The organism is Rhizobium sp. LCM 4573 (genome assembly GCF_001854865.1).
In the GTDB taxonomy this organism is placed as follows: Bacteria; Pseudomonadota; Alphaproteobacteria; order Rhizobiales; family Rhizobiaceae; genus Neorhizobium.
This window is the reverse complement of sequence record NZ_MDDW01000007.1, coordinates 150,423-173,277: the sequence shown is the minus strand read 5'-3', so window position 1 is coordinate 173,277 and position 22,855 is coordinate 150,423. Positions and strand designations below refer to the sequence as shown.

Annotated in this window: 23 protein-coding genes; 15 read left to right on the top strand and 8 right to left on the bottom strand. The window is 62.4% G+C overall.

Going from position 1 to position 22,855, the window contains the following annotated elements; genetic code table 11:
* Positions 1-44: 44 nt before the first annotated feature.
* The 5 genes from LCM4573_RS14185 to hslV all read right to left on the bottom strand — a co-directional run bounded on the left by LCM4573_RS14185 (position 45) and on the right by hslV (position 5,031).
* Positions 45-1,463, bottom strand: a complete 1,419-nt coding sequence (locus LCM4573_RS14185) for a cytochrome P450 (protein WP_071006979.1) — start codon at positions 1,461-1,463, stop codon at positions 45-47.
* Between the two features lie 44 nt (positions 1,464-1,507).
* Positions 1,508-2,449: a DUF1402 family protein gene (locus LCM4573_RS14180; RefSeq protein WP_071006977.1), complete on the bottom strand. Its 942-nt coding sequence runs from the start codon at positions 2,447-2,449 to the stop codon at positions 1,508-1,510.
* A gap of 221 nt (positions 2,450-2,670) precedes the next feature.
* On the bottom strand, positions 2,671-3,978 hold the full coding sequence (gene hslU, locus LCM4573_RS14175; RefSeq protein WP_071006975.1) for an ATP-dependent protease ATPase subunit HslU: 1,308 nt from the start codon (positions 3,976-3,978) through the stop codon (positions 2,671-2,673).
* The gene (locus LCM4573_RS14170; protein WP_071006973.1) at positions 3,975-4,517 is read right to left on the bottom strand and encodes a GNAT family N-acetyltransferase; all 543 of its coding nucleotides are present in this window, start codon (positions 4,515-4,517) and stop codon (positions 3,975-3,977) included. Before LCM4573_RS14170 ends, hslU begins: the two co-directional genes overlap by 4 nt.
* Positions 4,507-5,031 carry an ATP-dependent protease subunit HslV gene (hslV, locus tag LCM4573_RS14165; RefSeq protein ID WP_071006971.1) on the bottom strand — a complete coding sequence of 175 codons (525 nt, stop codon included), beginning with the start codon at positions 5,029-5,031 and terminating at the stop codon, positions 4,507-4,509. The genes LCM4573_RS14170 and hslV overlap by 11 nt, the downstream gene beginning before the upstream one ends.
* A gap of 210 nt (positions 5,032-5,241) precedes the next feature.
* On the opposite strand from hslV, the gene hisB reads away from it, so the two are divergent.
* Genes hisB through coaA form a run of 7 tightly spaced genes read left to right on the top strand, consistent with a single transcriptional unit; the run spans position 5,242 to position 9,876 of the window.
* Complete coding sequence (gene hisB, locus LCM4573_RS14160; RefSeq protein ID WP_071006970.1) at positions 5,242-5,850, top strand: imidazoleglycerol-phosphate dehydratase HisB; 609 nt, start codon at positions 5,242-5,244, stop codon at positions 5,848-5,850.
* 19 nt (positions 5,851-5,869) lie between these two features.
* Positions 5,870-6,352 carry a DUF2628 domain-containing protein gene (locus LCM4573_RS14155; RefSeq protein WP_071006968.1) on the top strand — a complete coding sequence of 161 codons (483 nt, stop codon included), beginning with the start codon at positions 5,870-5,872 and terminating at the stop codon, positions 6,350-6,352.
* Complete coding sequence (gene hisH / locus LCM4573_RS14150) at positions 6,352-7,002, top strand: imidazole glycerol phosphate synthase subunit HisH (protein ID WP_071006966.1); 651 nt, start codon at positions 6,352-6,354, stop codon at positions 7,000-7,002. Before LCM4573_RS14155 ends, hisH begins: the two co-directional genes overlap by 1 nt.
* Before the next feature lie 25 nt (positions 7,003-7,027).
* Positions 7,028-7,771 carry a 1-(5-phosphoribosyl)-5-[(5-phosphoribosylamino)methylideneamino]imidazole-4-carboxamide isomerase gene (gene hisA, locus LCM4573_RS14145; RefSeq protein WP_071006965.1) on the top strand — a complete coding sequence of 248 codons (744 nt, stop codon included), beginning with the start codon at positions 7,028-7,030 and terminating at the stop codon, positions 7,769-7,771.
* Positions 7,768-8,556 (top strand): imidazole glycerol phosphate synthase subunit HisF, encoded by a 789-nt coding sequence (hisF, locus tag LCM4573_RS14140; protein WP_071006964.1) that lies wholly within the window; start codon positions 7,768-7,770, stop codon positions 8,554-8,556. The genes hisA and hisF overlap by 4 nt, the downstream gene beginning before the upstream one ends.
* A 13-nt stretch (positions 8,557-8,569) precedes the next feature.
* Positions 8,570-8,893, top strand: a complete 324-nt coding sequence (locus tag LCM4573_RS14135; RefSeq protein WP_071006962.1) for a phosphoribosyl-ATP diphosphatase — start codon at positions 8,570-8,572, stop codon at positions 8,891-8,893.
* Positions 8,890-9,876: a type I pantothenate kinase gene (coaA, locus tag LCM4573_RS14130; RefSeq protein ID WP_071006961.1), complete on the top strand. Its 987-nt coding sequence runs from the start codon at positions 8,890-8,892 to the stop codon at positions 9,874-9,876. The genes LCM4573_RS14135 and coaA overlap by 4 nt, the downstream gene beginning before the upstream one ends.
* A gap of 21 nt (positions 9,877-9,897) precedes the next feature.
* Here the strand turns inward: coaA and LCM4573_RS14125 are convergent, their stop codons facing one another.
* From LCM4573_RS14125 to LCM4573_RS14115, 3 genes are all read right to left on the bottom strand, one after another.
* On the bottom strand, positions 9,898-10,509 hold the full coding sequence (locus LCM4573_RS14125) for an alpha-ketoglutarate-dependent dioxygenase AlkB (protein WP_071006959.1): 612 nt from the start codon (positions 10,507-10,509) through the stop codon (positions 9,898-9,900).
* 14 nt (positions 10,510-10,523) lie between these two features.
* Positions 10,524-10,958 (bottom strand): alternative ribosome rescue aminoacyl-tRNA hydrolase ArfB, encoded by a 435-nt coding sequence (gene arfB / locus LCM4573_RS14120; RefSeq protein ID WP_071007018.1) that lies wholly within the window; start codon positions 10,956-10,958, stop codon positions 10,524-10,526.
* 115 nt (positions 10,959-11,073) lie between these two features.
* Positions 11,074-12,684, bottom strand: a complete 1,611-nt coding sequence (locus tag LCM4573_RS14115) for a phosphoenolpyruvate carboxykinase (RefSeq protein WP_071006957.1) — start codon at positions 12,682-12,684, stop codon at positions 11,074-11,076.
* 325 nt (positions 12,685-13,009) lie between these two features.
* Here LCM4573_RS14115 and LCM4573_RS14110 point away from each other — a divergent pair, with 325 nt between their 5' ends.
* The 8 genes from LCM4573_RS14110 to tsaE all read left to right on the top strand — a co-directional run bounded on the left by LCM4573_RS14110 (position 13,010) and on the right by tsaE (position 22,844).
* The gene (locus LCM4573_RS14110; protein ID WP_116285500.1) at positions 13,010-13,735 is read left to right on the top strand and encodes a response regulator transcription factor; all 726 of its coding nucleotides are present in this window, start codon (positions 13,010-13,012) and stop codon (positions 13,733-13,735) included.
* A 199-nt stretch (positions 13,736-13,934) separates the two neighbouring features.
* Positions 13,935-15,698 carry a sensor histidine kinase gene (locus LCM4573_RS14105; protein WP_116285498.1) on the top strand — a complete coding sequence of 588 codons (1,764 nt, stop codon included), beginning with the start codon at positions 13,935-13,937 and terminating at the stop codon, positions 15,696-15,698.
* Positions 15,695-16,159, top strand: coding sequence for an HPr kinase/phosphorylase (locus tag LCM4573_RS14100; RefSeq protein ID WP_071006952.1), 465 nt, complete (start codon positions 15,695-15,697; stop codon positions 16,157-16,159). Before LCM4573_RS14105 ends, LCM4573_RS14100 begins: the two co-directional genes overlap by 4 nt.
* 124 nt (positions 16,160-16,283) lie before the next feature.
* Positions 16,284-16,685 (top strand): PTS sugar transporter subunit IIA, encoded by a 402-nt coding sequence (locus LCM4573_RS14095; RefSeq protein WP_071006950.1) that lies wholly within the window; start codon positions 16,284-16,286, stop codon positions 16,683-16,685.
* A 14-nt stretch (positions 16,686-16,699) separates the two neighbouring features.
* Positions 16,700-16,975 carry an HPr family phosphocarrier protein gene (locus tag LCM4573_RS14090; RefSeq protein ID WP_046796682.1) on the top strand — a complete coding sequence of 92 codons (276 nt, stop codon included), beginning with the start codon at positions 16,700-16,702 and terminating at the stop codon, positions 16,973-16,975.
* Between the two features lie 182 nt (positions 16,976-17,157).
* Positions 17,158-18,558 carry an adenosylhomocysteinase gene (gene ahcY / locus LCM4573_RS14085; RefSeq protein ID WP_071006948.1) on the top strand — a complete coding sequence of 467 codons (1,401 nt, stop codon included), beginning with the start codon at positions 17,158-17,160 and terminating at the stop codon, positions 18,556-18,558.
* Positions 18,559-18,753: 195 nt separating this feature from the next.
* Complete coding sequence (locus LCM4573_RS14080; protein WP_071006946.1) at positions 18,754-21,333, top strand: PAS domain-containing sensor histidine kinase; 2,580 nt, start codon at positions 18,754-18,756, stop codon at positions 21,331-21,333.
* The gene (gene tsaE / locus LCM4573_RS14075) at positions 21,330-22,844 is read left to right on the top strand and encodes a tRNA (adenosine(37)-N6)-threonylcarbamoyltransferase complex ATPase subunit type 1 TsaE (RefSeq protein ID WP_071006944.1); all 1,515 of its coding nucleotides are present in this window, start codon (positions 21,330-21,332) and stop codon (positions 22,842-22,844) included. Before LCM4573_RS14080 ends, tsaE begins: the two co-directional genes overlap by 4 nt.
* Positions 22,845-22,855: the final 11 nt, after the last annotated feature.

The window sequence follows — 22,855 nt, the reverse complement described above, 5'->3', positions numbered from 1 at the left end:
GAAGGGAAGATTTCCTGCGATCAATACCCCAAGACCGGCAAAGATCAATTCGGCCCGATCGACGTGCCGTGTCGCGGGCTGACCCGCATCGGCATTCCGCCGCGCGGCTGGGTCGTCAGTTTCTGCACCGGCCAGACCTTGGTGTCGGGCGTCGCATCGAAGCGATAACGCTTCATGAGCACCGCAAGCGCTATCACCGCCTCCTGCATGGCGAAGGTCGCCCCGATGCAGATGCGCGGCCCCGCACCGAAGGGGAGGTACTGGAAGCGGCCAATCCTGGCCCGGTTCTCCGGCAGGAAGCGTTCCGGCATGAAGGCGCGCGGCTTTTCCCAATGAAGCTCGTGCCGATGCAGGGTCCACGGCATGACGAGAACCGTCACCCCGGCAGCGATCCTCACCGTCTCACCCGCGGGGCTGGTCCAGCGATCGTCGGCGATCGCAGCCCGGTTGATCGAAGGCGCCGGCGGATAGAGGCGCATCGCCTCCTCGAAGGCCGCCCGCACCCAGGGCATGAGGTCCAGCCACTCGACCGGGTCCGCGCCGCTTGCGAGAACCCGGTCGATCTCGGCTTCCATGTTCTGCCTAACATGCGAGGAATGCGCCACGCAGTAAAGCGTCCAGGCGAGCGCTCGCGCCGTTGTCTCGTGCCCGGCGCCGATGAAGGTGAGGATATTGTCCTCGATCTCGTCCATCGTGAGCCCATCCGGCCTTGCCAGGTCGAGAAGCAGGGTCAAGAAATCCTCCGGCGTATCCGCCCGGTTCTCCCGCATCCGTTTCCGGCGCAGCGCCATGGTATCGGCGACTACCCCGCGGAACTTGTCGAGCACGCGCTGGCCACCGATTCGCGTCAACCGCGGGACCCAGCGAGGGGCGCGCAGAAGGTCCATCGGATCGACGCGCCCCATGCGGTGCAGAAGCCGGTCGACATCGTCGGAAAAATTCTCGCTCTTCGTGACGATCTCCCCGGAAAAGAGGGTTTCCGAGAGGATCGCGAAGGTAAGTTCTGTCATATCGTTTGAAATGTCGAAGACTTGTCCCTCCGATCCGGCGCCTGAATATTTTTCCGCATATTCCTCGGATTTGCGCAGCATCTGCCCGGCAAAGCCTCGGGCATGTTTCGGCGTGAAAACGGGCGCCATGGCTTTGCGCGACCGCTTCCAGACATCGCCCTCGGCGGTCAGCAGGCCGTCGCGCAGGATCGGGCGAAGGATGAGCTGGCGAATTTCCGACATCTCGTAGTTCGCCGCGTTGTCCACCAGAACATGGCGGATAAGACCGGGATCGTTGACGATCAGCGTCCGCTCACGGAAGAATTTCGTCTCGATCCACGGAAGCGTGTAGGAGGGCTGCCCCCAGAGCTCCAGGGGATTGCGAAGCACGGTGCGAATGATCTCGAGCCGTGATGGGGGAACCGTGCGGGGCTCCGGTGCCGGCGGAACGAAAGGTTCAGGGCACATCTCCATGGACAGCCCTCCTGATTAGTCCTGTCGGCGAGGAATATCGGCCCTCAGAGGAGCGATTTCAACTCGGCAAGCCTGTCGTTGACCAGCCAGCCGTAGTAATTTTCCTCCGGCAGGGCGCCGCCGCCTCGCGCCGCCAGCGCCGCGGCACGGTTCGCCGAGCCCCCGGTATTATAAAGGGTCGCCGTAATGCCCGGATTGCGGGAGATATCGACGCCGGCAATCGTCTTGTAGTCTTCGATCGAGCGCCGGATGCCGGCCGCGATATAGGCGAGCGACTTGTCCGGATCCATGATAGCCTCATAGACGCCGGCCGCATCACTTTCGTCGAGCCTCGGATAGCCGGAGGTCCTCGCAACCGTATCCGAGAGCATCAGCGCGGTCAGCGGATTGAGCTGGCCCAGGCCGAAGGTCTGGCCGGCGAAGAAGGGTTGGAAGAAGACGGCGCTGAACCGGTTGTTCGGGAAGGCCGTGCCGCCGATCTTGCGGCCTCGGAAACTTTCGTCCCAGACATTCTCGCGGCACGTCCACCGCCGATAGGAATCGGAAAACCGCTGGCATTTTGCGAATTCAGGCCGGGTCAGAAACTCGCCGATCGTCTCGCTGCCGAAACCGAAACGGAACCTGTTGCCGGCATAGGCGGCGGCTTTGATGTAATAGGACTGCAGCCGGTCATAGGCATCGACGTTATAGGTATGCTCGCCGACGATCGCCCCGACGATATGGATCGGATCGATGCCATAATCACCGGCCGTCGACTTGATCTTGGCGATCAACGCCCTGTCATTGGCAAGAAGATCACGGATCTTCTCGTATTTGTCGTCGAAGGTGGTCCGGCCGGCCCGCGTCCGGCGCACCGAGGCGCCCGGCACCTTCGGCTGCTCCGCATGGCGGTTGCCTTCCGGCACCAGCAGAAGGCCCCCCGCCCCGGCACCCGAAGGTACCGTCCAGGCGGCCACAAGAAGCAATGCCAGCAGAAAACGTCTCAATATCCGTGTCCCAGGATTTTGTTCGGAAGCCCGCATTTCGCGGACACGCACGAAAGAACGGGCCTGTCTCAAATCCGATGCGCAGCCAAATGCAGCCAAATCATGAAAACGCGCCTCCCTTTACGTGAAAGAGAGGCGCGGTGTCGAGATTGCCACGGTCAAAATCCCGTCAGCGGGCAACAAGTCGCAGCCGGACGTTGCCCGGCTGCCACGTTTCGCGCTTAGAGAATGTATCTCGAAAGATCGGTATCGGCCGCCAGATCACCGACATGCTTGCGCACATATTCTGAATCGATGGTGATCTCGTTGCCGGGCCGGTCCGGGGCGTTGAACGAGATGTCGTCCAGGACACGCTCCATTACCGTCTGAAGACGCCGCGCCCCGATGTTCTCGACCGAAGCATTGAGATGCACCGCCACATCCGCGAGCGCGTCGATCGCGTCTTCGGTAAAGTCGAGCATCAGATTTTCCGTCGCCATGAGCGCCTTGTACTGGCGGATGAGGCTTGCTTCGGTTTCCGTCAGGATACGGCGGAAATCCTCCTTGGTCAGCGCCTTCAGCTCGACGCGGATCGGCAGGCGGCCCTGAAGCTCCGGCAGCAGGTCGGAGGGCTTGGCCACATGGAAGGCGCCCGAGGCGATGAAGAGGATGTGATCCGTCTTCACCGGACCGTATTTGGTCGAAACCGTCGTGCCCTCCACCAGAGGCAGCAGGTCGCGCTGCACGCCTTCGCGGGAAACACCGGCACCCAGCCCGCCGTCACGGGCGGCGATCTTGTCGATCTCGTCCAGGAAGACGATGCCGTCGTTTTCGACCGCACGCACCGCTTCGCGTTGGATAACTTCGCTGTCGATCAGCTTGTCGGATTCGTCGCGGACCAGCTCGCCATAGGATTTTTCGACCGTGGTGCGGACCTTCTTGGTGCGGCCGCCCATGGCCTTGCCGAACATTTCGGAAAGGTTGAGGACGCCGATATTGGCGCCCGGCATTCCGGGAATCTCGAAGCCGGGCATGYCGGAGCCGGTATCCGCCACCTCGATTTCGATTTCCTTGTCGTCGARCTCGCCGTTCCTGAGCTTCTTGCGGAAAGTCTCGCGGGTGGCGGGCGAGGCGGTCGACCCCACCAAAGCGTCCAGCACCCGTTCCTCCGCGCTCATATGCGCCTTTGCCTGCACCTCGGCGCGCTTCTTCTCGCGCACAAGGCCGATGCCGACTTCCACGAGATCGCGGATGATCTGCTCCACGTCCCGGCCGACATATCCGACCTCGGTGAACTTGGTCGCTTCGACCTTGATGAAGGGCGCACCGGCGAGCTTGGCGAGACGGCGGGAAATCTCCGTCTTGCCGACACCGGTCGGGCCGATCATCAGGATGTTCTTCGGCATGACCTCGTCGCGCAGGCTCTCATCGAGCTGCTGACGGCGCCAGCGGTTCCGGAGCGCGATCGCGACCGCGCGCTTGGCGTCGTGCTGGCCGATAATATGACGGTCCAGTTCGGACACGATTTCTCGGGGGGAAAAGTTGGTCATGATATCTCGTTCGCTTTCGGGTCGTATTGCATGATCAGCACGTCATTGCCGGTTCGGCCTTCCAGCGCCCGAACCGGCCGAAAGCCGGCCTTGGAATAAGCGCGGACCGCCCGGACATTGGCGGGATCGGGGTCTATGATGATGGTCTCGTGRCCAAGGCTGCGCAGCATGCCGACAAAGGCAGTCAAGGCTGYGGAGCCAATTCCCAGGGAAAGCTTGCCGGGCTCGCCGATCGAGATATCGACCCCGATTGCCTCGGACGGCAGCTCGAGCAGCCAGGGATGGTCCTTCGCCCACTTCTCGTTCTGGTGATGGCCAAGAAACCAGTATTGTATATAGCCGACCGGCTCCGCATCGAATGTCAGGATGAATGGACGCGTCGTGTCCCTTCCTTCCACCATGTCTCTGATGAAGCCGAGCTCCTCGTCCGGATTGCCCCACCATTCCAGCATATGCGGCTCGTTCAACCATCGACGAAGCAACAGGTAGTGAGCCGCATCCACCGGCAGGAAACCAATTCGGGCGGGATCAATCGGCATCCAGTGTTTCCACCACGAGGTTGTGGTTAGTGTAGACGCAGATATCGGCGGCGATGTCGAGCGCAGTGCGGGCGATCTCCTCGGCCGACTTGTCGCTGTCGACCAGCGCACGGGCAGCCGCGAGCGCGAAATTGCCGCCGGAACCGATCGCCATTACGCCGTGTTCGGGCTCCAGCACGTCGCCATTGCYGGTCACGGCCAGCGTGATCGACTTGTCGGCCACCAGCATCATCGCTTCGAGATTGCGCAGGTATTTGTCCGTGCGCCAATCCTTGGCGAGTTCGACGGCGGCGCGCATCAACTGGCCCGGATATTGTTCGAGCTTCTTTTCCAGCCGGTCGAGCAGCGTGAAGGCATCCGCGGTGGCTCCGGCAAAACCGGCGATCACCTCGCCTTTGCCGATGCGGCGCACCTTGCGCGCATTGCCTTTCATAACGGTCTGGCCGAGGCTCACCTGGCCGTCGCCGGCAATGATGACCTTTCCACCCTTCCGCACGGTAATAATCGTCGTCATGAAGCACCCTGTTGGCCCAGATCGGGCATTGACTGGGGGCTCGGAGCGGCCCCGTTGAGCCCTATGTAAGCGGTGGTGGCGCGATTGCAAATCTTGGCCATGGCTGCGCCTCCCTGCGCTGCAGCAAGCGAGGCTGATCCAAGGGTGCTTTCGCTGGATATTTCCCATTCCGCCTGATAAGGAGCGCAGATCGATCGCATGGAGTGACCAATGGGCGAGACCGCAACCGGACGCGTGGGCGCCGTTTCCCGCAAGACCAACGAAACTTCCGTCTCCGTCTCCGTCAATCTCGACGGCACCGGAGCCTCGAAGATTTCCACGGGCGTCGGCTTTTTCGACCATATGCTGGACCAGCTTTCCCGCCATTCGCTGATCGACATGGAGATCGGCGTGAAGGGCGACCTGCACATCGACGATCACCACACGGTGGAGGATACCGGCATTGCGCTCGGCCAGGCGATCTCCAAGGCGCTCGGCGACCGGCGCGGCATCACCCGCTATGCCTCGATCGACCTTGCCATGGACGAGACGATGACGAAGGCGGCCGTCGATCTTTCCGGCCGGCCCTTCCTCGTCTGGAACGTCRCCTTCAGCGCGCCGAAAATCGGCACTTTCGATACGGAACTGGTGCGCGAATTCTTCCAGGCCTTCGCACAGAATGCCGGGATCACCCTGCATGTGCTGAACCATTACGGCGCCAACAACCATCATATCGCGGAAACCTGCTTCAAGGCCGTGGCGCGCACGCTGCGTACCGCCACAGAAATCGATCCGCGCCAGGCAAACCGCGTACCCTCCACGAAGGGAACGCTGGTCTGACCGGTAGAAGGAGGTCGTATTGACAAGCTATCTCGTTCTCACCCCACCCGGAGGCCCGGAGAGGGACCATCGCTCGACCCTCGTGCTTCCCGACCGATTCTCCTGGCTGGCGCTTCTCTTCCCGTGGATCTGGCTTCTCRCCAAGGGCCTCTGGCTTGCCRCCGCTGCGGTTTTCCTCCTCCAACTGGGCACGGGATGGCTGACGCAGCTTCCCGGCCTTGAGACCGCCGGCTGGCTCGCCGGTCTGGCAATCAACCTGCTGGTCGCATTCGAAGGAAGGCATTATTATTCGGAACAGCTGATCCGCCGCGGCTGGAGCCTCGACGCGGTGATCTCGGCCGACAGCCGAGCCGGCGCCGAAGACATCTATTTCACCACGCTGGCGCGAGCGGAGGAGAAACCGCTGCCGCCCTCGGCTGAATGGGCGGTGCAAGCCCCCACCGCGGCGCCCACCGGTTGGCGTCCGGCCCTCGGGCTCTTCGACCATGAAGGAGGACGCTGATGCGCGTCGCGATCATCGATTACGGATCGGGCAATCTGCGCTCGGCCACCAAGGCTTTCGAACGCGCCGCTGAGGAAGCCGGCATCGAAGCCAGGATCGACCTCACCGACAAGGCGGACGCCGTTGCGACCGCCGACCGTATCGTACTGCCGGGTGTCGGCGCCTATGYCGATTGCCGCGCGGGGCTCGATGCCGTTCCCGGCATGCGGGAAGCGATCCTCGATGTGGTGGAGCATAAGGGGCGCCCCTTCCTCGGTATCTGCGTCGGCATGCAACTCATGTCTTCCCGCGGCCTCGAAAAGACCGTCACCGAGGGTTTCGGCTGGATCGAGGGTGACGTCGTGGAGATGACGCCGAACGATCCGGACCTGAAGATCCCGCAGATCGGTTGGAACACGCTGGATCTTCACCACGAGCACCCGCTCTTCGAGGGCATCCCGACCGGGCCGGACGGCCTGCACGCCTATTTTGTGCATTCCTACCACCTTGCCGCCAAGAACAGGCATGACGTGATCGCGACCGCCGACTATGGCGGGACGGTCACCGCCTTCGTGGCGCGTGACAATATCGCCGGCTCGCAATTCCATCCGGAGAAGAGCCAGGCGCTCGGCCTCGCCCTGATTGCCAATTTCCTGCGCTGGAAGCCTTGAGGCTCGCGCAGCAGAAGGAAGAAACATGATCCTTTTTCCCGCTATCGACCTCAAGGATGGCCAGTGCGTTCGCCTGAAGCTCGGCGACATGGAGCACGCGACCGTCTATAACCCGGATCCCGCAGCTCAGGCGAAAGCTTTCGAGGACCAGGGTTTCGAGTGGCTGCACGTTGTGGACCTCAACGGTGCCTTCGCGGGTGAGAGCGTCAACGGCGCGGCCGTCGATGYGATCCTCAAGGCCACCAAGAACCCCGTACAGCTCGGTGGCGGCATCCGCACGCTCGATCATATCGAGGCCTGGCTTTCCCGCGGACTTGCCCGCGTTATCCTCGGCACCGTGGCTGTACGCGATCCGGCGCTGGTCATCGAGGCATGCAGGCGTTTCCCCGGCCAGGTCGCCGTCGGCATCGACGCCAAGGGCGGCAAGGTCGCGGTCGAAGGCTGGGCGGAAGCCTCCGAACTCGGCGTCATCGAGCTTGCCAGGAAATTCGAGGGGGCCGGCGTCGCCGCGATCATCTACACCGATATCGACCGGGACGGTATTCTCGCCGGCATCAACTGGGCTTCCACGCTGGAACTCGCGAACGCCGTCTCCATTCCGGTGATCGCGTCGGGCGGCCTCGCCTCGCTCGACGACATCCGCCGCATGCTGGAGCCGGACGCARCCAAGCTCGAAGGCRCGATTTCCGGCCRCGCGCTCTATGATGGCCRCATCGACCCGGCCGAAGCGCTCTCCCTTATCCGCTCCTCACAAGGACGTGCCGCATGACCCTGAAGGCTCRCGTAATCCCCTGCCTCGACGTCAAGGACGGCCGCGTGGTGAAGGGCGTCAACTTTGTCGACCTCATCGATGCCGGCGATCCGGTGGAGGCGGCCAAGGCCTATGATGCCGCAGGTGCCGACGAACTCTGCTTCCTCGACATCACCGCCTCCTCCGACAATCGCGAGACGATCTTCGACGTCGTGGCGCGCACGGCCGATCACTGCTTCATGCCACTCACCGTCGGTGGCGGCGTGCGCTCCATCGCGGATATCCGCAAGCTGCTGCTTGCCGGGGCCGACAAGGTTTCGATCAATTCCGCAGCCGTCAACAATCCGGATTTCGTCGCTGAAGCAGCCGACAAGTTCGGTAACCAGTGCATCGTCGTCTCGATCGACGCGAAGCGCCGGCTGACCCAATCGGTCGGCGGCGACAATCGCAGCGAATGGGAGATCTATACCCATGGCGGCCGCAACGCGACCGGCATCGATGCCGTGGAATTCGCAGAGAGAATGGTCGAACGCGGCGCCGGCGAATTGCTGGTGACCTCCATGGACCGGGACGGCACGAAGATAGGCTACGATCTCGAGCTGACGCGCGCGATCGCCGACAGCGTTCGCGCGCCGGTCATTGCGTCGGGCGGCGTCGGCTCGCTGGACGATCTCGTGGCCGGGGTGAAGCAAGGCCATGCCACGGCGGTGCTCGCCGCCTCGATCTTCCACTTCGGCACCTATTCCGTCAGCGAGGCCAAGCACTATATGGCCCAAAACGGCATCCCGATGCGGCTCGATTGAGAAAGGCCCGGTCATGAGCGGATTTTCCCTCGAGGATCTCGAAAGGATCGTCGGCGAGCGCGCGAAAGCCTCGCCGCAGGAATCCTGGACGGCGAAGCTCGTTGCGGCGGGCCAGCCGAAGGCCGCCAAGAAGCTCGGCGAAGAGGCGGTGGAGACGGTCATCGCCGCAGTCGCCCAGGGGCGTGAGGAGCTGACGGCCGAAAGCGCCGACCTCCTCTATCATCTTTTAGTCGTCTTGCGCATCGCCGGCATCCCGTTGCAGGATGTCCTCGACGAGCTGGAACGAAGGACCGGGCAGTCCGGGCTTCAGGAAAAGGCAAACCGGCAGACATCATGACCACCGCGACGAAGACCGCCGAAACGCCAGATTCTCCGCCGTCCGCTACCTATTCGCCCTATCACCATTTCACCTCGGAGGAATGGGCGAAGTTCAGGGCAGACACCCCGCTGACGCTGAAGGCCGACGAAGTCGCCAGGCTTCGCTCGCTGGACGATCCGATCGATCTCGACGAGGTCCGCCGCATCTACCTTTCGCTGTCGCGCCTGCTTTCCTCGCATGTGGAGGCATCGCAACTGCTCTTCCGGCAGCGGAACCGGTTCTTGAGCCTCTCGGATGTCGCCAAGACCCCCTTCATCATCGGTATTGCCGGATCGGTCGCGGTCGGCAAATCCACCACGGYGCGTATCCTGAAGGAGCTGCTGGCCCGCTGGCCCYCCAGCCCCAAGGTCGATCTCATCACCACCGACGGCTTCCTCTATCCCAACGCGGTTCTCCAGCGCGAGAACCTGATGGACAGGAAGGGTTTCCCGGAAAGCTACGATATCGGCTCCGTCCTGCGCTTCCTTTCCGCGATCAAGGCCGGCGAGCCGAACGTGAAGGCGCCGCGCTATTCGCACCTCACCTATGACGTGCTGCCGAACGAATTCAATCTGGTCGACCGGCCGGACATTCTGATCTTCGAGGGCATCAACGTGCTGCAGGCCCGCGCGCTTCCCGCGGACGGCAAGATCGTGCCCATCGTCTCCGATTTCTTCGATTTCTCGATCTATATCGACGCCGACGAAGCACTGATCCATAACTGGTACGTCGCCCGCTTCATGAAGCTTCGCGAGACCGCCTTCCGCGATCCCAGCTCCTATTTCAACCGCTATGCGACGATCGACGAGGATGCCGCGCGCGCGGTGGCCGAGGGACTTTGGGAAAACATCAACCTGAAGAACCTGCGCCAGAACATTCTGCCCACGAGGCCGCGCGCCGATCTCATCCTGCGCAAGGGCAAGAACCACCTGATCGAGACCGTTGCGCTGCGCAAGCTGTAGCCAAACGATAGCCAGCTGTTTTCAGCGGTTCACGCGCCGCAAGGTAAGATTGATGCGCCCGCCGTTCTTCAAGAGCGTGGAAGTGCCCGGATAGATGCGGTCGACGCCATGGAAGGCGAGCCGCCCTTCGCCGCCGAGGATCACGATATCACCGCTCGAAAGCCGGAAGGAACCGGTCGAGTCTTTCCGGGAAAGCCCGCCGACCCGGAAGAGGCAGGCATTGCCGAGCGAGACCGAAACCACCGGCGCTTCCAGATCGGTTTCATCCTTGTCCTGGTGCAGCCCCATTTTGGCATCGTCGGAGTAGAAATTGACGAGGCAGGCCTCTGGCGGCTTCGAATAGCCTGACAACTCCTCCCACAAGTCCAGCAGTTCGCCGGGGATCGGCGGCCAGGGATTGCCGGTAACCGGATGGGCCGGCTGGTAGCGATATCCACGCTCCTTGTCCGTCACCCAGCCGAGCGCGCCGCAATTGGTCATCCTGACGGACATGGGCTTGCCGGTGCCGGGCATTTCCGGGACGTAAAGCGGAGCCCCGGCCACCACGCCCCGGACGAGTTCCACCAGATGTTCCTGCGCGGCGCGGTCGAGATATCCGGGCAGATGGCGTATGCCGTTAGCAAGGCTTGCCATGGCTCGCTTTCCTTTCAGTCCCTCACCGGCCGGCCACGCATTTTCTTGATCTCGGAACGGCCGGACTTTTCCTTGAGCCGCCGTTCCACCGAACCCTTCGTCGGCTTGGTTGCCTTGCGCGGCGGCGGAGGAGGCTTTGCCGCTTCGAGGATCAGCTCCTTCAGCCGCTCGCGCGCATCCTCGCGATTGCGCTCCTGGCTGCGGGACCGGCTCGCCTCTATCATCAGAACACCCTCTTTCGACACCCGTTTTCCGGCGAGCCTGATGGCGTTCTGCTTCACCCGGTCCGGCAGCGAAGGAGAATTGGCGATGTCGAAGAAGAGCTGAACGGCAGTCGAGACCTTGTTGACGTTCTGGCCGCCCGGCCCGCCGGCAAGCACGAACTGCTCGGTGAGCTCCCATCCGGCGATGGTGATGCGGCTGTTGATTTCGAGAGGATTGCTGGCCATCATTCTGCCTCCAGGGCGCATCCTTTCCATAAATGGCGGCAAAAGAAAACCGCCGGTCCAATGAAGACCGGCGGCGAATGTTCCACGTGAATCCAGTCGCTTATAAGCTATCCGCTTATTGGGCAGCCGCGAGCACCCCCGGAGCCGCGTCCCTCACCTTGCTGTCCACATGATCCTCGAATTTCTCGAAGTTCTTGATGAACATGGAGACGAGCTTTGCGGCCTGCTCGTCATAGGCCGGGCCATCCGACCAGGTCGAACGCGGGTCGAGAATGGAGACATCCACACCTTCAACCGAAACCGGAACGGCAAAGCCGAAATTCGGATCGGTACGGAATTCCGCATTCTTGAGGCTGCCGTCGAGCGCCGCCGTCAGAAGCGTGCGGGTCGCCTTGATCGGCATGCGGTGGCCGGTGCCGTAGGCGCCGCCAGTCCAGCCGGTGTTCACCAGCCAGCAATCGACGCCATGCCGATCGATGAGATCGCGCAACAGGTTGCCGTATTCGGCCGGATGACGTGGCATGAAGGGCGCACCGAAGCAGGTCGAGAAGGTGGCTTCGGGCTCGGTCACGCCCTTTTCCGTGCCCGCCACCTTGGCGGTGTAACCGGAGAGGAAGTGATACATGGCCTGTTCCGGCGTCAGCCGGGCGATCGGCGGCATCACGCCGAAGGCATCCGCCGTCAGCATGATGATCGTTTTCGGATGCGGCGCCAGGCCCGTTTCCGAAGCATTCGGAATGAAATGCAGCGGATAGGCGCTGCGGGTGTTCTCCGTCAGCGAATTGTCGTTGAAGTCCGGAACACGGTTCTCGTCGAGCACCACGTTTTCCAGCACAGTGCCGAAACGGCGGGTTGCCGCATAGATCTCCGGCTCGGCTTCCGCGGAAAGCTTGATGGCCTTGGCATAGCAGCCGCCTTCGAAGTTGAAGATGCCGTTTTCGCCCCAGYCGTGCTCGTCGTCGCCGATCAGCGTGCGGGCGGGATCGGCCGAAAGCGTCGTCTTGYCGGTGCCGGAAAGACCGAAGAAGACGGCGRCATCGCCTGCAGGACCGACATTGGCTGAGCAATGCATCGGCATGACGCCCTTGGCCGGCAGAAGATAGTTCAGCACCGTGAAGACGGATTTCTTATTCTCGCCGGCATAGGAAGTACCGCCGATCAGCACGAGGCCGTTCGCCAGGTCGCAGGCGATCAMGGTCTCCGAACGGCAGCCGTGACGGGCGGGATCGGCCCGGAAACTGGGCAGGTTGATGATCGTCAGCTTCTGCTGGAAGCCCGACAGGGTCTCCCGCTTCGGCCGGATCAGCAGATTGCGTATGAAGAGCGCGTGCCAGGCATATTCCGTGACGACGCGGGTCGGCAGGGCATATTCGGCATCGGCGCCGCCGATCAGGTCCTGGACGAACAGCGTCTTGCCTGCCGCATGCGCCAGCATGTCCTGACGCAGCACTTCGAAATGCTCCGGCGAGATCGGCTTGTTGTTATCCCACCAGATCTGGTTTTCCGTGCCGGAATCGCGGACGACGAACTTGTCCTTCGGCGAGCGGCCGGTGTGCTGGCCGGTCACGGCTCGCAGCGCTCCGTCGATGGTGAGTTCGGCTTCGCCGCGGCGCAGGGCCTCTTCATAGAGTTCGACCTCGGAAAAATTGTAATTGACGCGGGATGCGCCGCCGAGACCGATTGCCGCCAGACCGTTTGACGGGTTGTGAAGTCCTAACTCCTCCATACGCGCCTTCCTTTATTTTGCCGTTGGATAACGGGGAAAGTAGTGAGAGTTTAAAGAAAGGGCAAGAGCCCATTCAAAATAATGCAATGATATCAAATAATTAATCGATTTAAAAAATTTTATTTCCATTTAAATCGGTTTAAGCGATATTTTGGTTTTGCCACTGAAAACTTGTTGGACAGCCTGAAAAGCCTGCGACCGTAAGCCTCCCCTTTATCTTTGCCACAATTTGTTCCACCTTTATACTCAAAAGGCGCATCGGCGGGTTGCCACCGGCGGGGGGTGATTCAGGAGACGCGCAATAATGGTGACGGAGACGGAGAGCATGCAGACAATCGCGCTCGTTGACGACGACCGCAACATTCTAACCTCGGTGTCGATCGCGCTCGAGGCGGAAGGTTACAAGGTCGAAACTTACACGGACGGCGCTTCCGCGCTCGATGGCCTGATCGCCCGTCCACCGCAATTGGCGATATTCGACATCAAGATGCCGCGCATGGACGGCATGGAGCTTCTGAGGCGRCTTCGCCAGAAGTCCGACCTGCCGGTGATCTTCCTCACCTCCAAGGACGAGGAGATCGACGAGCTGTTCGGGCTGAAGATGGGCGCCGACGACTTCATCACCAAGCCCTTCTCCCAGCGCCTGCTGGTCGAACGGGTGAAGGCGATCCTGAGGCGCGCCAGCAATCGCGAAGCCCTCGTGGGTTCCGGCGCGAAGCCGGCGGCCGACCAGCAGCAGCAATCGCGCACGCTCGAGCGTGGCCAGCTTCTCATGGACCAGGAGCGCCATACATGCACCTGGAAAGGCGAGCCGGTAACGCTCACGGTCACCGAATTCCTCATCCTGCATTCGCTTGCCCAGCGCCCCGGCGTGGTGAAAAGCCGTGACGCCCTGATGGATGCTGCCTATGATGAGCAGGTCTATGTCGACGACCGCACCATCGACAGCCACATCAAGCGGCTGCGCAAGAAGTTCAAGATGGTCGATAGCGACTTCGACATGATCGAGACGCTCTATGGCGTGGGTTACCGCTTCCGCGAGGCCGCCTGAGATCAGGCACCTTGCGAAAGCTTAACTTGAGGCCGCGCCTGGATCGGCTTAGAGCGTTCCCTCGACCGGATGGAACGGTCCGATCGGCCAGCTCTGCGGGCGGGCCGATCATCCGACCGGATCATTCCATTCGGCCTTGAACCGCCCCAGGGGCACGGCGGAAGGACTGCAGGTGGCAGATCAGCTGCTCGACAGAGACATGGTGGGAACGACCGAAACCGAGACGCGCCGCGCGCCGCGGCGGCTCTGGTCGCATCCCTTCACGCTGATCCGCCGGGTTTTCGGCCATGCGGTGTTCTCGAGCCTTACCCGCCGCATCCTGTTCTTCAACATCGCCGCCACGGTCGTCCTGGTGGGCGGCATCCTCTACCTCAACCAGTTCCGCGAGGGCCTGATCGACGCACGGGTCGAGAGCCTGTTGACCCAAGGGGAAATCATCGCCGGCGCGATCTCGGCATCCGCTTCGGTCGACACCAATTCGATCACCATCGATCCCGAAAAGCTGCTCGAGCTTCAGGCCGGCCAGAGCATCACCCCGGTGCCGAACGACGAGGATCTCGACTTCCCGATCGATCCGGAGCGCGTTGCCCCGGTGCTGCGCCGGCTGATCTCGCCGACCAGGACCCGCGCGCGCCTCTTCGATGCGGATGCCAATCTCCTGCTCGATTCCCGGCATCTCTATTCACGCGGCCAGGTGCTCCGCTTTGACCTGCCGCCGGTGGAAAACGAATCGACGAGCTGGAGCGACTGGTTCGCGAGCCTGTTCAACAGGCTGCTGCAGCCCGGCAACCTTCCCTCCTACAAGGAGGCGCCGGGCGGCGACGGATCGATCTATCCGGAAGTGATGAACGCACTGACCGGGGTACGCGGCGCGGTCGTCCGCGTCACCGACCGCGGCGAGCTGATCGTCTCGGTCGCCGTTCCCGTTCAGCGGTTCCGGGCAGTCCTCGGCGTTCTCCTGCTCTCGACCCAGGCAGGTGATATCGATAAAATCGTGCATGCGGAACGCCTTGCCATCATGCGCGTCTTCGGGGTCGCCACCCTCGTCAACATCCTGCTTTCGCTTCTGCTTTCGTCGACGATCGCCAATCCRCTGCGCCGTCTTTCGGCCGCYGCCATCCGCGTTCGCCGCGGCGCCAAGCAGCGCGAGGAAATTCCCGATTTCGCCTATCGGCAGGACGAGATCGGCAACCTTTCCATCGCACTTCGCGAAATGACGACGGCGCTCTACGACCGGATCGACGCGATCGAGAGCTTCGCCGCCGATGTCAGCCATGAGCTCAAGAACCCGCTGACCTCGCTCCGGAGCGCGGTCGAGACGCTGCCGCTCGCCAAGACCGAGGAATCCAAGCAGCGGCTGACCGAGATCATCTTCCACGACGTGCGCCGTCTCGACCGCCTCATCAGCGATATTTCCGATGCCTCCCGCCTCGATGCGGAGCTCGCCCGCTCCGATTCCACGCCAGTCGACATGGAAAGCCTGCTCGGCAATCTGGTGGACATTTCGCGGCAGATCCGCACCGACCGGAAACCGGTCGAGATCGACCTGTCAATCGACAGCAAGGCCGGCAACAAATCCGCCTTCATCGTCAACGGCCATGATTTGAGACTGGGTCAGATCACGACCAATCTCATCGAGAACGCCCGTTCCTTCGTGCCGGAAAAGGGTGGCCGGATCGCGATCCGCCTCTCTCACAGCAAGGGCAAGGTGACCGTCACGGTGGAGGACAACGGCCCCGGCATCCAGGCCGAGGATATCGACCGCATCTTCGAGCGCTTCTATACCGACCGGCCGGAAGGCGAAAGCTTCGGACAGAATTCCGGCCTCGGCCTCTCCATCAGCCGGCAGATCGCAGAGGCACATGGCGGCACGCTGAGGGCCGAGAACATTCAGGATCCCAAGACGGGGGCAACGGTCGGCGCCCGCTTCATCCTGTCCCTGCCAGCCGGCGAGCCCTCATGACGCCCACGCCGGTCAACATCCATGCGACCGCCATCGTGATTGGCACTGCCGGGATCATCTTCACCGGCCCCTCCGGCAGCGGCAAATCCCTCACCGCCCTTACCTGCATGGCTGCCGCCCGCAGGCAGGGTCTTTTTTCCGCGCTGGTGGCCGATGATCGCGTTATCGTCTCGCGTGACGGCGACCGGCTGATCGCCTCCTGTCCCGCCCCGATCGCCGGTCTCATCGAGATCCGCGGCAGCGGCATCACGCGCATCGAAAGCCTATCCTCGGCTCCCCTTCATCTTGCCGTTTCGCTCGTTTCCCTGCCGGAAGCAGAGCGGCTGCCGCCGGAAAACGAGGTTTTTTCCATCCCCGGTGCCGGCACGCTGCCGCTCCTGCGAATCTGGCGGAAGGCACCGGATCCACTTGCCGTTCTGGCTGCCTTTGCTCCCCGTTTCGGCCTGGAAATACCTTTTTGAGCCTTCCACCCGCAGATTTTTGACTTGCACTTCATTTCTACTTGGCGAAGATGCCTTCCCACCGCTGGACGGCCTTGTTGCGATGCGATATGGGCCGCGAGTTCTATAGCAGGGGGCAGTTTTCATGATCGGACTTGTGCTTGTCACACATGGCAAGCTGGCTGAGGAGTTTCGTCATGCGGTGGAGCATGTCGTGGGTCCACAGAAGTTTATCGAGACCGTATCGATCGGCCCTGAAGACGACATGGACCAGCGGCGTCAGGATATCGTGGATGCGGTCGTCCGCGCCGATGACGGCCACGGCGTGATCATCCTCACCGACATGTTCGGCGGAACCCCGTCCAATCTTTCCATTTCCGTCATGGACAGCGGCAAGACGGAAGTGATCGCCGGCGTCAACCTTCCCATGCTGATCAAGCTCGCCGGCGTGCGAAGCGACAACAACATGGAAAGAGCGCTGGTCGAGGCCTCCGATGCGGGCCGCAAATACATCAACGTCGCCAGCCGCGTGCTCAGCGGGAAATGAGAATAGCCACCTCCATGCCGCCCCTTTCCCGCGAACTCCTGATCGTCAACAAACGCGGGCTGCATGCGCGCGCTTCGGCGAAATTCGTACAGATGGTCGAGAGCTTCGACGCCGAGATAACCGTCTCGAAGGACGGCACAACCGTCGGCGGAACCTCCATTATGGGCCTGATGATGCTGGCTGCCAGCCCCGGCTGCAGCGTAGAGGTCAGCGCCAGCGGCCGCCAGGCCGAAGAAGCTCTCGACGCGCTCGAGCGCCTGGTCGCCGACAAGTTCGGCGAAGAAGCCTGATCTTTCCCGAATAGACGCCCTCTTGGGACATAAAGATATAAAGACTTCTTTATGTCCCGTTGCCACCAACGGCGAAGCCTGATACATCCCGATGCCAGCACCCGCCCTCCCCGAGGCGGGCGAAGTCCTGTCGCGTGCCGCGACTTCCGCCGGCGCGTGGCCAATCTGAGCTGGAGAGCTTCATGAGCACTGACAAGGATTACATCGTCGCCGATATCGGTCTTGCCGCTTTCGGCCGCAAGGAACTCGATATCGCCGAAACGGAAATGCCAGGCCTGATGTCCTGCCGCGCCGAATTCGGTGAACAGAAGCCGCTGAAGGGCGCCCGCATTTCCGGCTCGCTGCACATGACGATCCAGACCGGCGTGCTGATCGAGACGCTGATTGCGCTCGGCGCCGAGGTTCGCTGGGCCTCCTGCAACATCTTCTCCACCCAGGATCATGCCGCAGCGGCGATCGCCGCCGCCGGCATCCCGGTCTTCGCCGTCAAGGGCGAGTCGCTCGAGGAATACTGGCAGTACACCGACAAGATCTTCCAGTGGGCCGATGGCGGCCTCTCCAACATGATCCTCGACGACGGCGGCGACGCCACCATGTACATCCTGCTCGGCGCCCGCGCCGAAGCGGGCGAGGACGTGCTTTCCAATCCGGGCTCTGAAGAGGAGGAAATTCTCTTCGCGCAGATCAAGAAGCGCCTTCAGGCATCGCCGGGCTGGTTCACCAGGCAGCGCGACGCCATCAAGGGCGTGACGGAAGAAACCACCACGGGCGTTCACCGCCTCTATGAGCTTTCCAAGAAGGGCCTGCTGCCCTTCCCGGCGATCAACGTCAACGACTCGGTCACCAAGTCGAAGTTCGACAACAAGTACGGCTGCAAGGAATCGCTGGTCGACGGCATCCGCCGTGGCACGGACGTGATGATGGCCGGCAAGGTCGCGGTCGTCTGCGGTTATGGCGATGTTGGCAAGGGTTCGGCCGCCTCGCTCGCCGGCGCCGGCGCACGCGTCAAGATCACGGAAGCCGATCCGATCTGCGCGCTGCAGGCCGCCATGGATGGTTTCGAGGTCGTGCTGCTCGAGGAYGTCGTCTCTACCGCCGACATCTTCATCACCACCACCGGCAACAGGGACGTCATCCGCATCGACCACATGCGCGCCATGAAGGACATGGCGATTGTCGGCAATATCGGCCACTTCGACAACGAGATTCAGGTCGCCGCTCTCCGGAACCTCAAGTGGACCAACGTCAAGCCRCAGGTCGACATGATCGAGTTCCCGAAGGGCAACCGTATCATCCTGCTTTCGGAAGGCCGGCTGCTCAACCTCGGCAACGCCACCGGTCACCCCTCCTTCGTCATGTCGGCCTCGTTCACCAACCAGACGCTGGCGCAGATCGAGCTCTTCACCAAGCAGGGCGAGTACAAGAACGAGGTCTATATCCTGCCGAAGCACCTGGATGAAAAGGTCGCCCGGCTGCATCTCGCCAAGCTCGGCGTGAAGCTGACGGAACTCTCCGAGGAACAGGCCGCTTATATCGGCGTCTCGCCCAAGGGGCCGTTCAAGCCGGAACACTACAGGTACTGATACCTACCCACCCAATCCACAAGATATGGTAGCCGCGGCCCTTGACAAATGCCGCGGCTTCTTTTTTGAGGCTGTCCCTTCCCGGCGATTCCCCAAGAAGGTATTGTTTTAACGATTGATTCGCACCGGCTCGAGGCAAGGTGCGGAATGGTATGTCTTGTCGATGAGCGGCAACTAGACGGAGACAGACCGGGTATGTCGGTAAAGGAAGAGTGCCTGTCCAGGCAGGCCGATCGCCATGACGTCGGCGCGAGAACGCCGGGCGTGTGGCACCGCCGCGGATTTTTCCGCGGCGATCTGGTCAGCAGGAAACTGGGCAAGCTGGCGCGCTTCTTCAGCGTGCTGCTCGGCGGCGCGTCGCTGTCGGTGCTCGCAGGAGCCGCRGCGGCTCAGGAAGCGAGCGCGACGGGCTCGCGGCCTTTCTCCTCCATGGAAGTCATCATCTCCTCCGTGGCGCTCGGCGCCCTCGGCGCCGTTCTTCTCTCGGCCGTCTGGCTGGTCCGTCAGCGCGGCAACATGGAAGCCGAAAGCCAGGAGATGCGCAGCGCCCTTTCGGATGCGCAGCAGCGAATCTCGAAATACGAGGCGCTGATCGCCGACAAGAACCGGCGCATTGTGGTGTGGGACGGGCCCGGCTCCCGTCCGGAATTCCTGGGCCAGCTTCCGGCCGAAACCGGCGCGCCCGCGCAGGATTCGGATTTTCTCGCCTTCGGGCGCTGGCTGCGCGCCACCTCGGCGGGCGAGCTCGAAAAGGCGATCGACCAGCTTCGCAGCGGCGCCCGCAGCTTCGATATGGTGGTCGAAACCCAGCGAGACGAAATTCTCGAAGTGCAGGGCCGGGTTTCCGGAAGCAAGGCCTTCGTGCGGTTCATCGCGCTCAACAATCTGCGCGCCGAACTCGCCGAGCTGAAGATCGAGCGGGAAAGGCTCACCGGTTCCATCGCGCTTTTCCAGTCGCTRCTCGACGCGATCGAGCAGCCGGTCTGGCGCCGCGATGTCGAGGGCAGGCTCACCTGGGTAAACCAGGCCTACGGAGAGGCAGTCGAAGCCGGCAGTCCGGCCCAGGCGGTCGAAGAGACACGGGAACTGCTCGGCACAATCACGCGCGAGAAGATCCGCGCGACTGCCACCGCCACATCTCCCTTCCACGAGCGGCTTTCAACGGTCGTGCACGGCAACCGCAGCGTTGTCGAGGTCGTCGACGTGGTAGCGCCCACCGGGTCTGCCGGCATGGCGATCGACGTCTCCGAGGCGGAAGCCGTACGGGAAGAGCTGAAACGGACGCTGCGCAGCCATGCCGAAACGCTCGATCATCTGGCAACCCCCGTTGCCATCTTCGATCGCGACAGGCGGCTGCAGTTCTACAACCAGGCCTTCGCGCAGCTCTGGGGCCTGGGCCTGCCTTTTCTGGAATCCCGCCCGGACAACAGCGAGCTCCTCGACAAGCTGCGCAGCGACGGCAAGCTGCCGGAGCAGTTGAGCTGGCGGAGCTGGAAGGAATCCGCGCTTTCCGTCTACCAGTCCACCGAAACGCAAACCAATCTGTGGCATCTGCCGAACGGTCAGACGCTGCGCGTGATAGCCACCGCACATCCGCAGGGCGGCGCCACATGGGTATTCGAGAACCTGACCGAGCAGGTCGATCTGGAGACCCGCTATAACACGCTCGTGAAGGTCCAGGGCGAGACGATCGACCATCTTGCCGAAGCGGTCGCCGTATTCGGTCCGGATGGACGCATCCGGCTTTCCAATCCCGCCTTCCGGGCGCTATGGGGCATCACAGCGGAAGAAGCCAAGCCCGGCACGCATATCCGTGACATCGATGCAGCCTGCGCTGGCTCCTACGACAAGCCGGACGGCTGGCGCCGGTTCGCCCAAATGCTGACCAATTTCGACGACGAGCGCCCCTCGCTGCAAGGAACGCTGGAGCTCTATTCCGGCCTGATCCTCGATTATGCGGTCACACCGCTGCCGAACGCCCAGACCATGTTCACTTTCGTCGATATGACGGCGAGCGCGCGGGCAGAACGGGCGCTCAAGGAAAAGAACGAGGCGCTCCGTAGGGCGGACGAGATCAAGAACGACTTCGTCCAGCACGTTTCCTACGAGCTGCGTTCGCCGCTCACCAACATCATCGGCTTCACCGATCTCTTGAAGACGCCCGGCCTCGGTCCGCTCAACGAGCGGCAGGCCGAATATGTCGACCATATCTCGACCTCGTCCTCCGTGCTGCTGACGATCGTGAACGACATCCTGGATCTCGCAACCCTCGACGCCGGCATCATGCAGCTCCATTACTCGGAAGCGAGCATAGACGACCTGCTGGACGACGTAGCCATGCAGATCGCCGACCGTCTGCAGGAAAACAGCGTGACGCTGGCAATCACCGCGCCGGCCGGTCTCGGCACCATCGTCGCCGACCAGCAGCGGCTGAAGCAGATTCTCCTCAAACTTCTGACCAATGCAGCCAATTTCGCGCCCGAGGGCTCCGAGATCGCGCTCACCTGCTGGAGGGAGAGCGGAGACGTTTACTTCTCCGTCGCCGACAGAGGGCCGGGCATTCCGCAGGATATGCTGAAGACGGTCTTCGACCGCTTCTCCTCCAGCGCGAGGGGCGGCAAGCGCAGCGGTGCGGGCCTCGGTCTTTCCATCGTCGAGAGCTTCGTCACCCTGCACAAGGGCGAAGTCTCGATTGACAGCCGCCCCGGCCAGGGTACCACCGTGACCTGCCGGATACCGAGCGGCACCACCTTCCATTCCGTCGCCGCCGAATGAACGGCCAGAGCGTCATCACCCTGGAACTTGCCGGCGAGGCCGAAACCATGCGGTTCGGCGAGGATCTTGCCCTTGTCCTGAAGGTCGGGGATTGTCTCGCGCTTTCCGGCGATCTCGGCGCCGGCAAATCGACTCTCGCCAGGGCGCTGCTGCGTGCCCTTGCCGATGATGACGATCTCGAAGTGCCGAGCCCGACATTCACGCTGGTCCAGAGTTACGACCTGCGCATTCCAGTCGCGCATTTCGACCTCTATCGCCTCGGCGATGCGTCCGAACTCGATGAATTGGGCTTCGACGAAGCGCTTTCGAACGGCATTTGCCTCGTCGAGTGGCCGGAGATCGCCGAAGACCTGCTCCCCGACAGCCGCATCACGCTGAAACTGGAACACCGCGGCTCCGGCCGCGTCGCCACCATTACCGCACCGGAAGAGCGGATGAAGCGCATCCGCCGCGTGCTGGCGATCCGCGACACGCTCTCCGGCTGGGGTTATGCGGGCGCCCGCCGCCGCTTCCTGACCGGTGACGCTTCCGTCGTACGCGCCTACGAGACGCTGAGGACGGCCGACGGCCGAGACCTCATCCTGATGGATTGGCCCGGCCAGCCGGAAGGTCCGCCCGTGCTCGACGGAAAGCCCTATCCCAAGGTCGCGCATATCGCCGAAAGCATCCATCCCTTCGTGGCGATCGCCGGCTATCTGCGGGAAATCGGACTTGCGGCGCCACAGGTTTTCAATGCCGACTATGAACACGGCATCCTCGTGATCGAGGACCTCGGCCGCCAGGGCGTTCTCGACGAAGCGGGCAGGCCGATTGCCGACCGCTATCGCGAGAGCGTGGCGGCGCTCGCCTTCCTGCACAGCCATCAGGCGAGGCAGGATATCCCCGTCACAGAAAGCCACGTTCACCACATCCCGGATTTCGATCCGACCGCGATGAAGATGGAGGCCCGGCTTCTCCTCGACTGGCATCTGCCGTGGAAGCGCGGCGCAGAGCCGAGCGAAGAGGAGCGTCGGGATTATCTTGCCATCTGGGACGGGCTGATCCGCGAACTGGAAGGTTCGGAAAGAAACCTTCTGCTTCGCGATTTCCACTCCCCGAACATCATCTGGCGCCCGCACGAATCCGGCGTGCGCCAGATCGGCATCATCGACTTCCAGGATGCGATGATCGGCCCGACGGCCTATGATCTCGCCTCGATCGTTCAGGATGCGCGGGTGGACATCCCGGCAGCGCTCGCCGACCAGATGATGGTGGATTACGTCACCCTTCGCCGTTCGCTGGGTTCCTTCGACGAGCCAGCCTTCCTGAAGGCCTTTTCGATCATGGCGGCACAGCGCAATTGCAAGCTCGCCGGTCTGTGGGTAAGGCTGAAGGAGCGTGACGGCAAGCCCGGCTATATGAAGCATATGCCGCGCACGCTTCGTTATCTTGCGGCCGCACTCCGCCATGAGGCACTCGCCCCCTTGCGTGATTGGTGCCGGAAGGCTGGAATAGAGCTACCCGAATCATAAATGGGCTTCAG

Bases quoted from the DNA above. Each gene is read 5' to 3' on its own strand.
- LCM4573_RS14185 (WP_071006979.1), bottom strand. From the start codon at position 1,463: ATGGAGATGTGCCCTGAACCTTTCGTTCCGCCGGCACCGGAGCCCCGC.
- LCM4573_RS14135 (WP_071006962.1), top strand. From the start codon at position 8,570: ATGAGCGGATTTTCCCTCGAGGATCTCGAAAGGATCGTCGGCGAGCGC.
- LCM4573_RS14125 (WP_071006959.1), bottom strand. From the start codon at position 10,509: ATGGCAAGCCTTGCTAACGGCATACGCCATCTGCCCGGATATCTCGAC.
- arfB (WP_071007018.1), bottom strand. From the start codon at position 10,958: ATGGCCAGCAATCCTCTCGAAATCAACAGCCGCATCACCATCGCCGGA.
- LCM4573_RS14100 (WP_071006952.1), top strand. From the start codon at position 15,695: ATGACGCCCACGCCGGTCAACATCCATGCGACCGCCATCGTGATTGGC.
- LCM4573_RS14095 (WP_071006950.1), top strand. From the start codon at position 16,284: ATGATCGGACTTGTGCTTGTCACACATGGCAAGCTGGCTGAGGAGTTT.
- LCM4573_RS14090 (WP_046796682.1), top strand. From the start codon at position 16,700: ATGCCGCCCCTTTCCCGCGAACTCCTGATCGTCAACAAACGCGGGCTG.
- tsaE (WP_071006944.1), top strand. From the start codon at position 21,330: ATGAACGGCCAGAGCGTCATCACCCTGGAACTTGCCGGCGAGGCCGAA.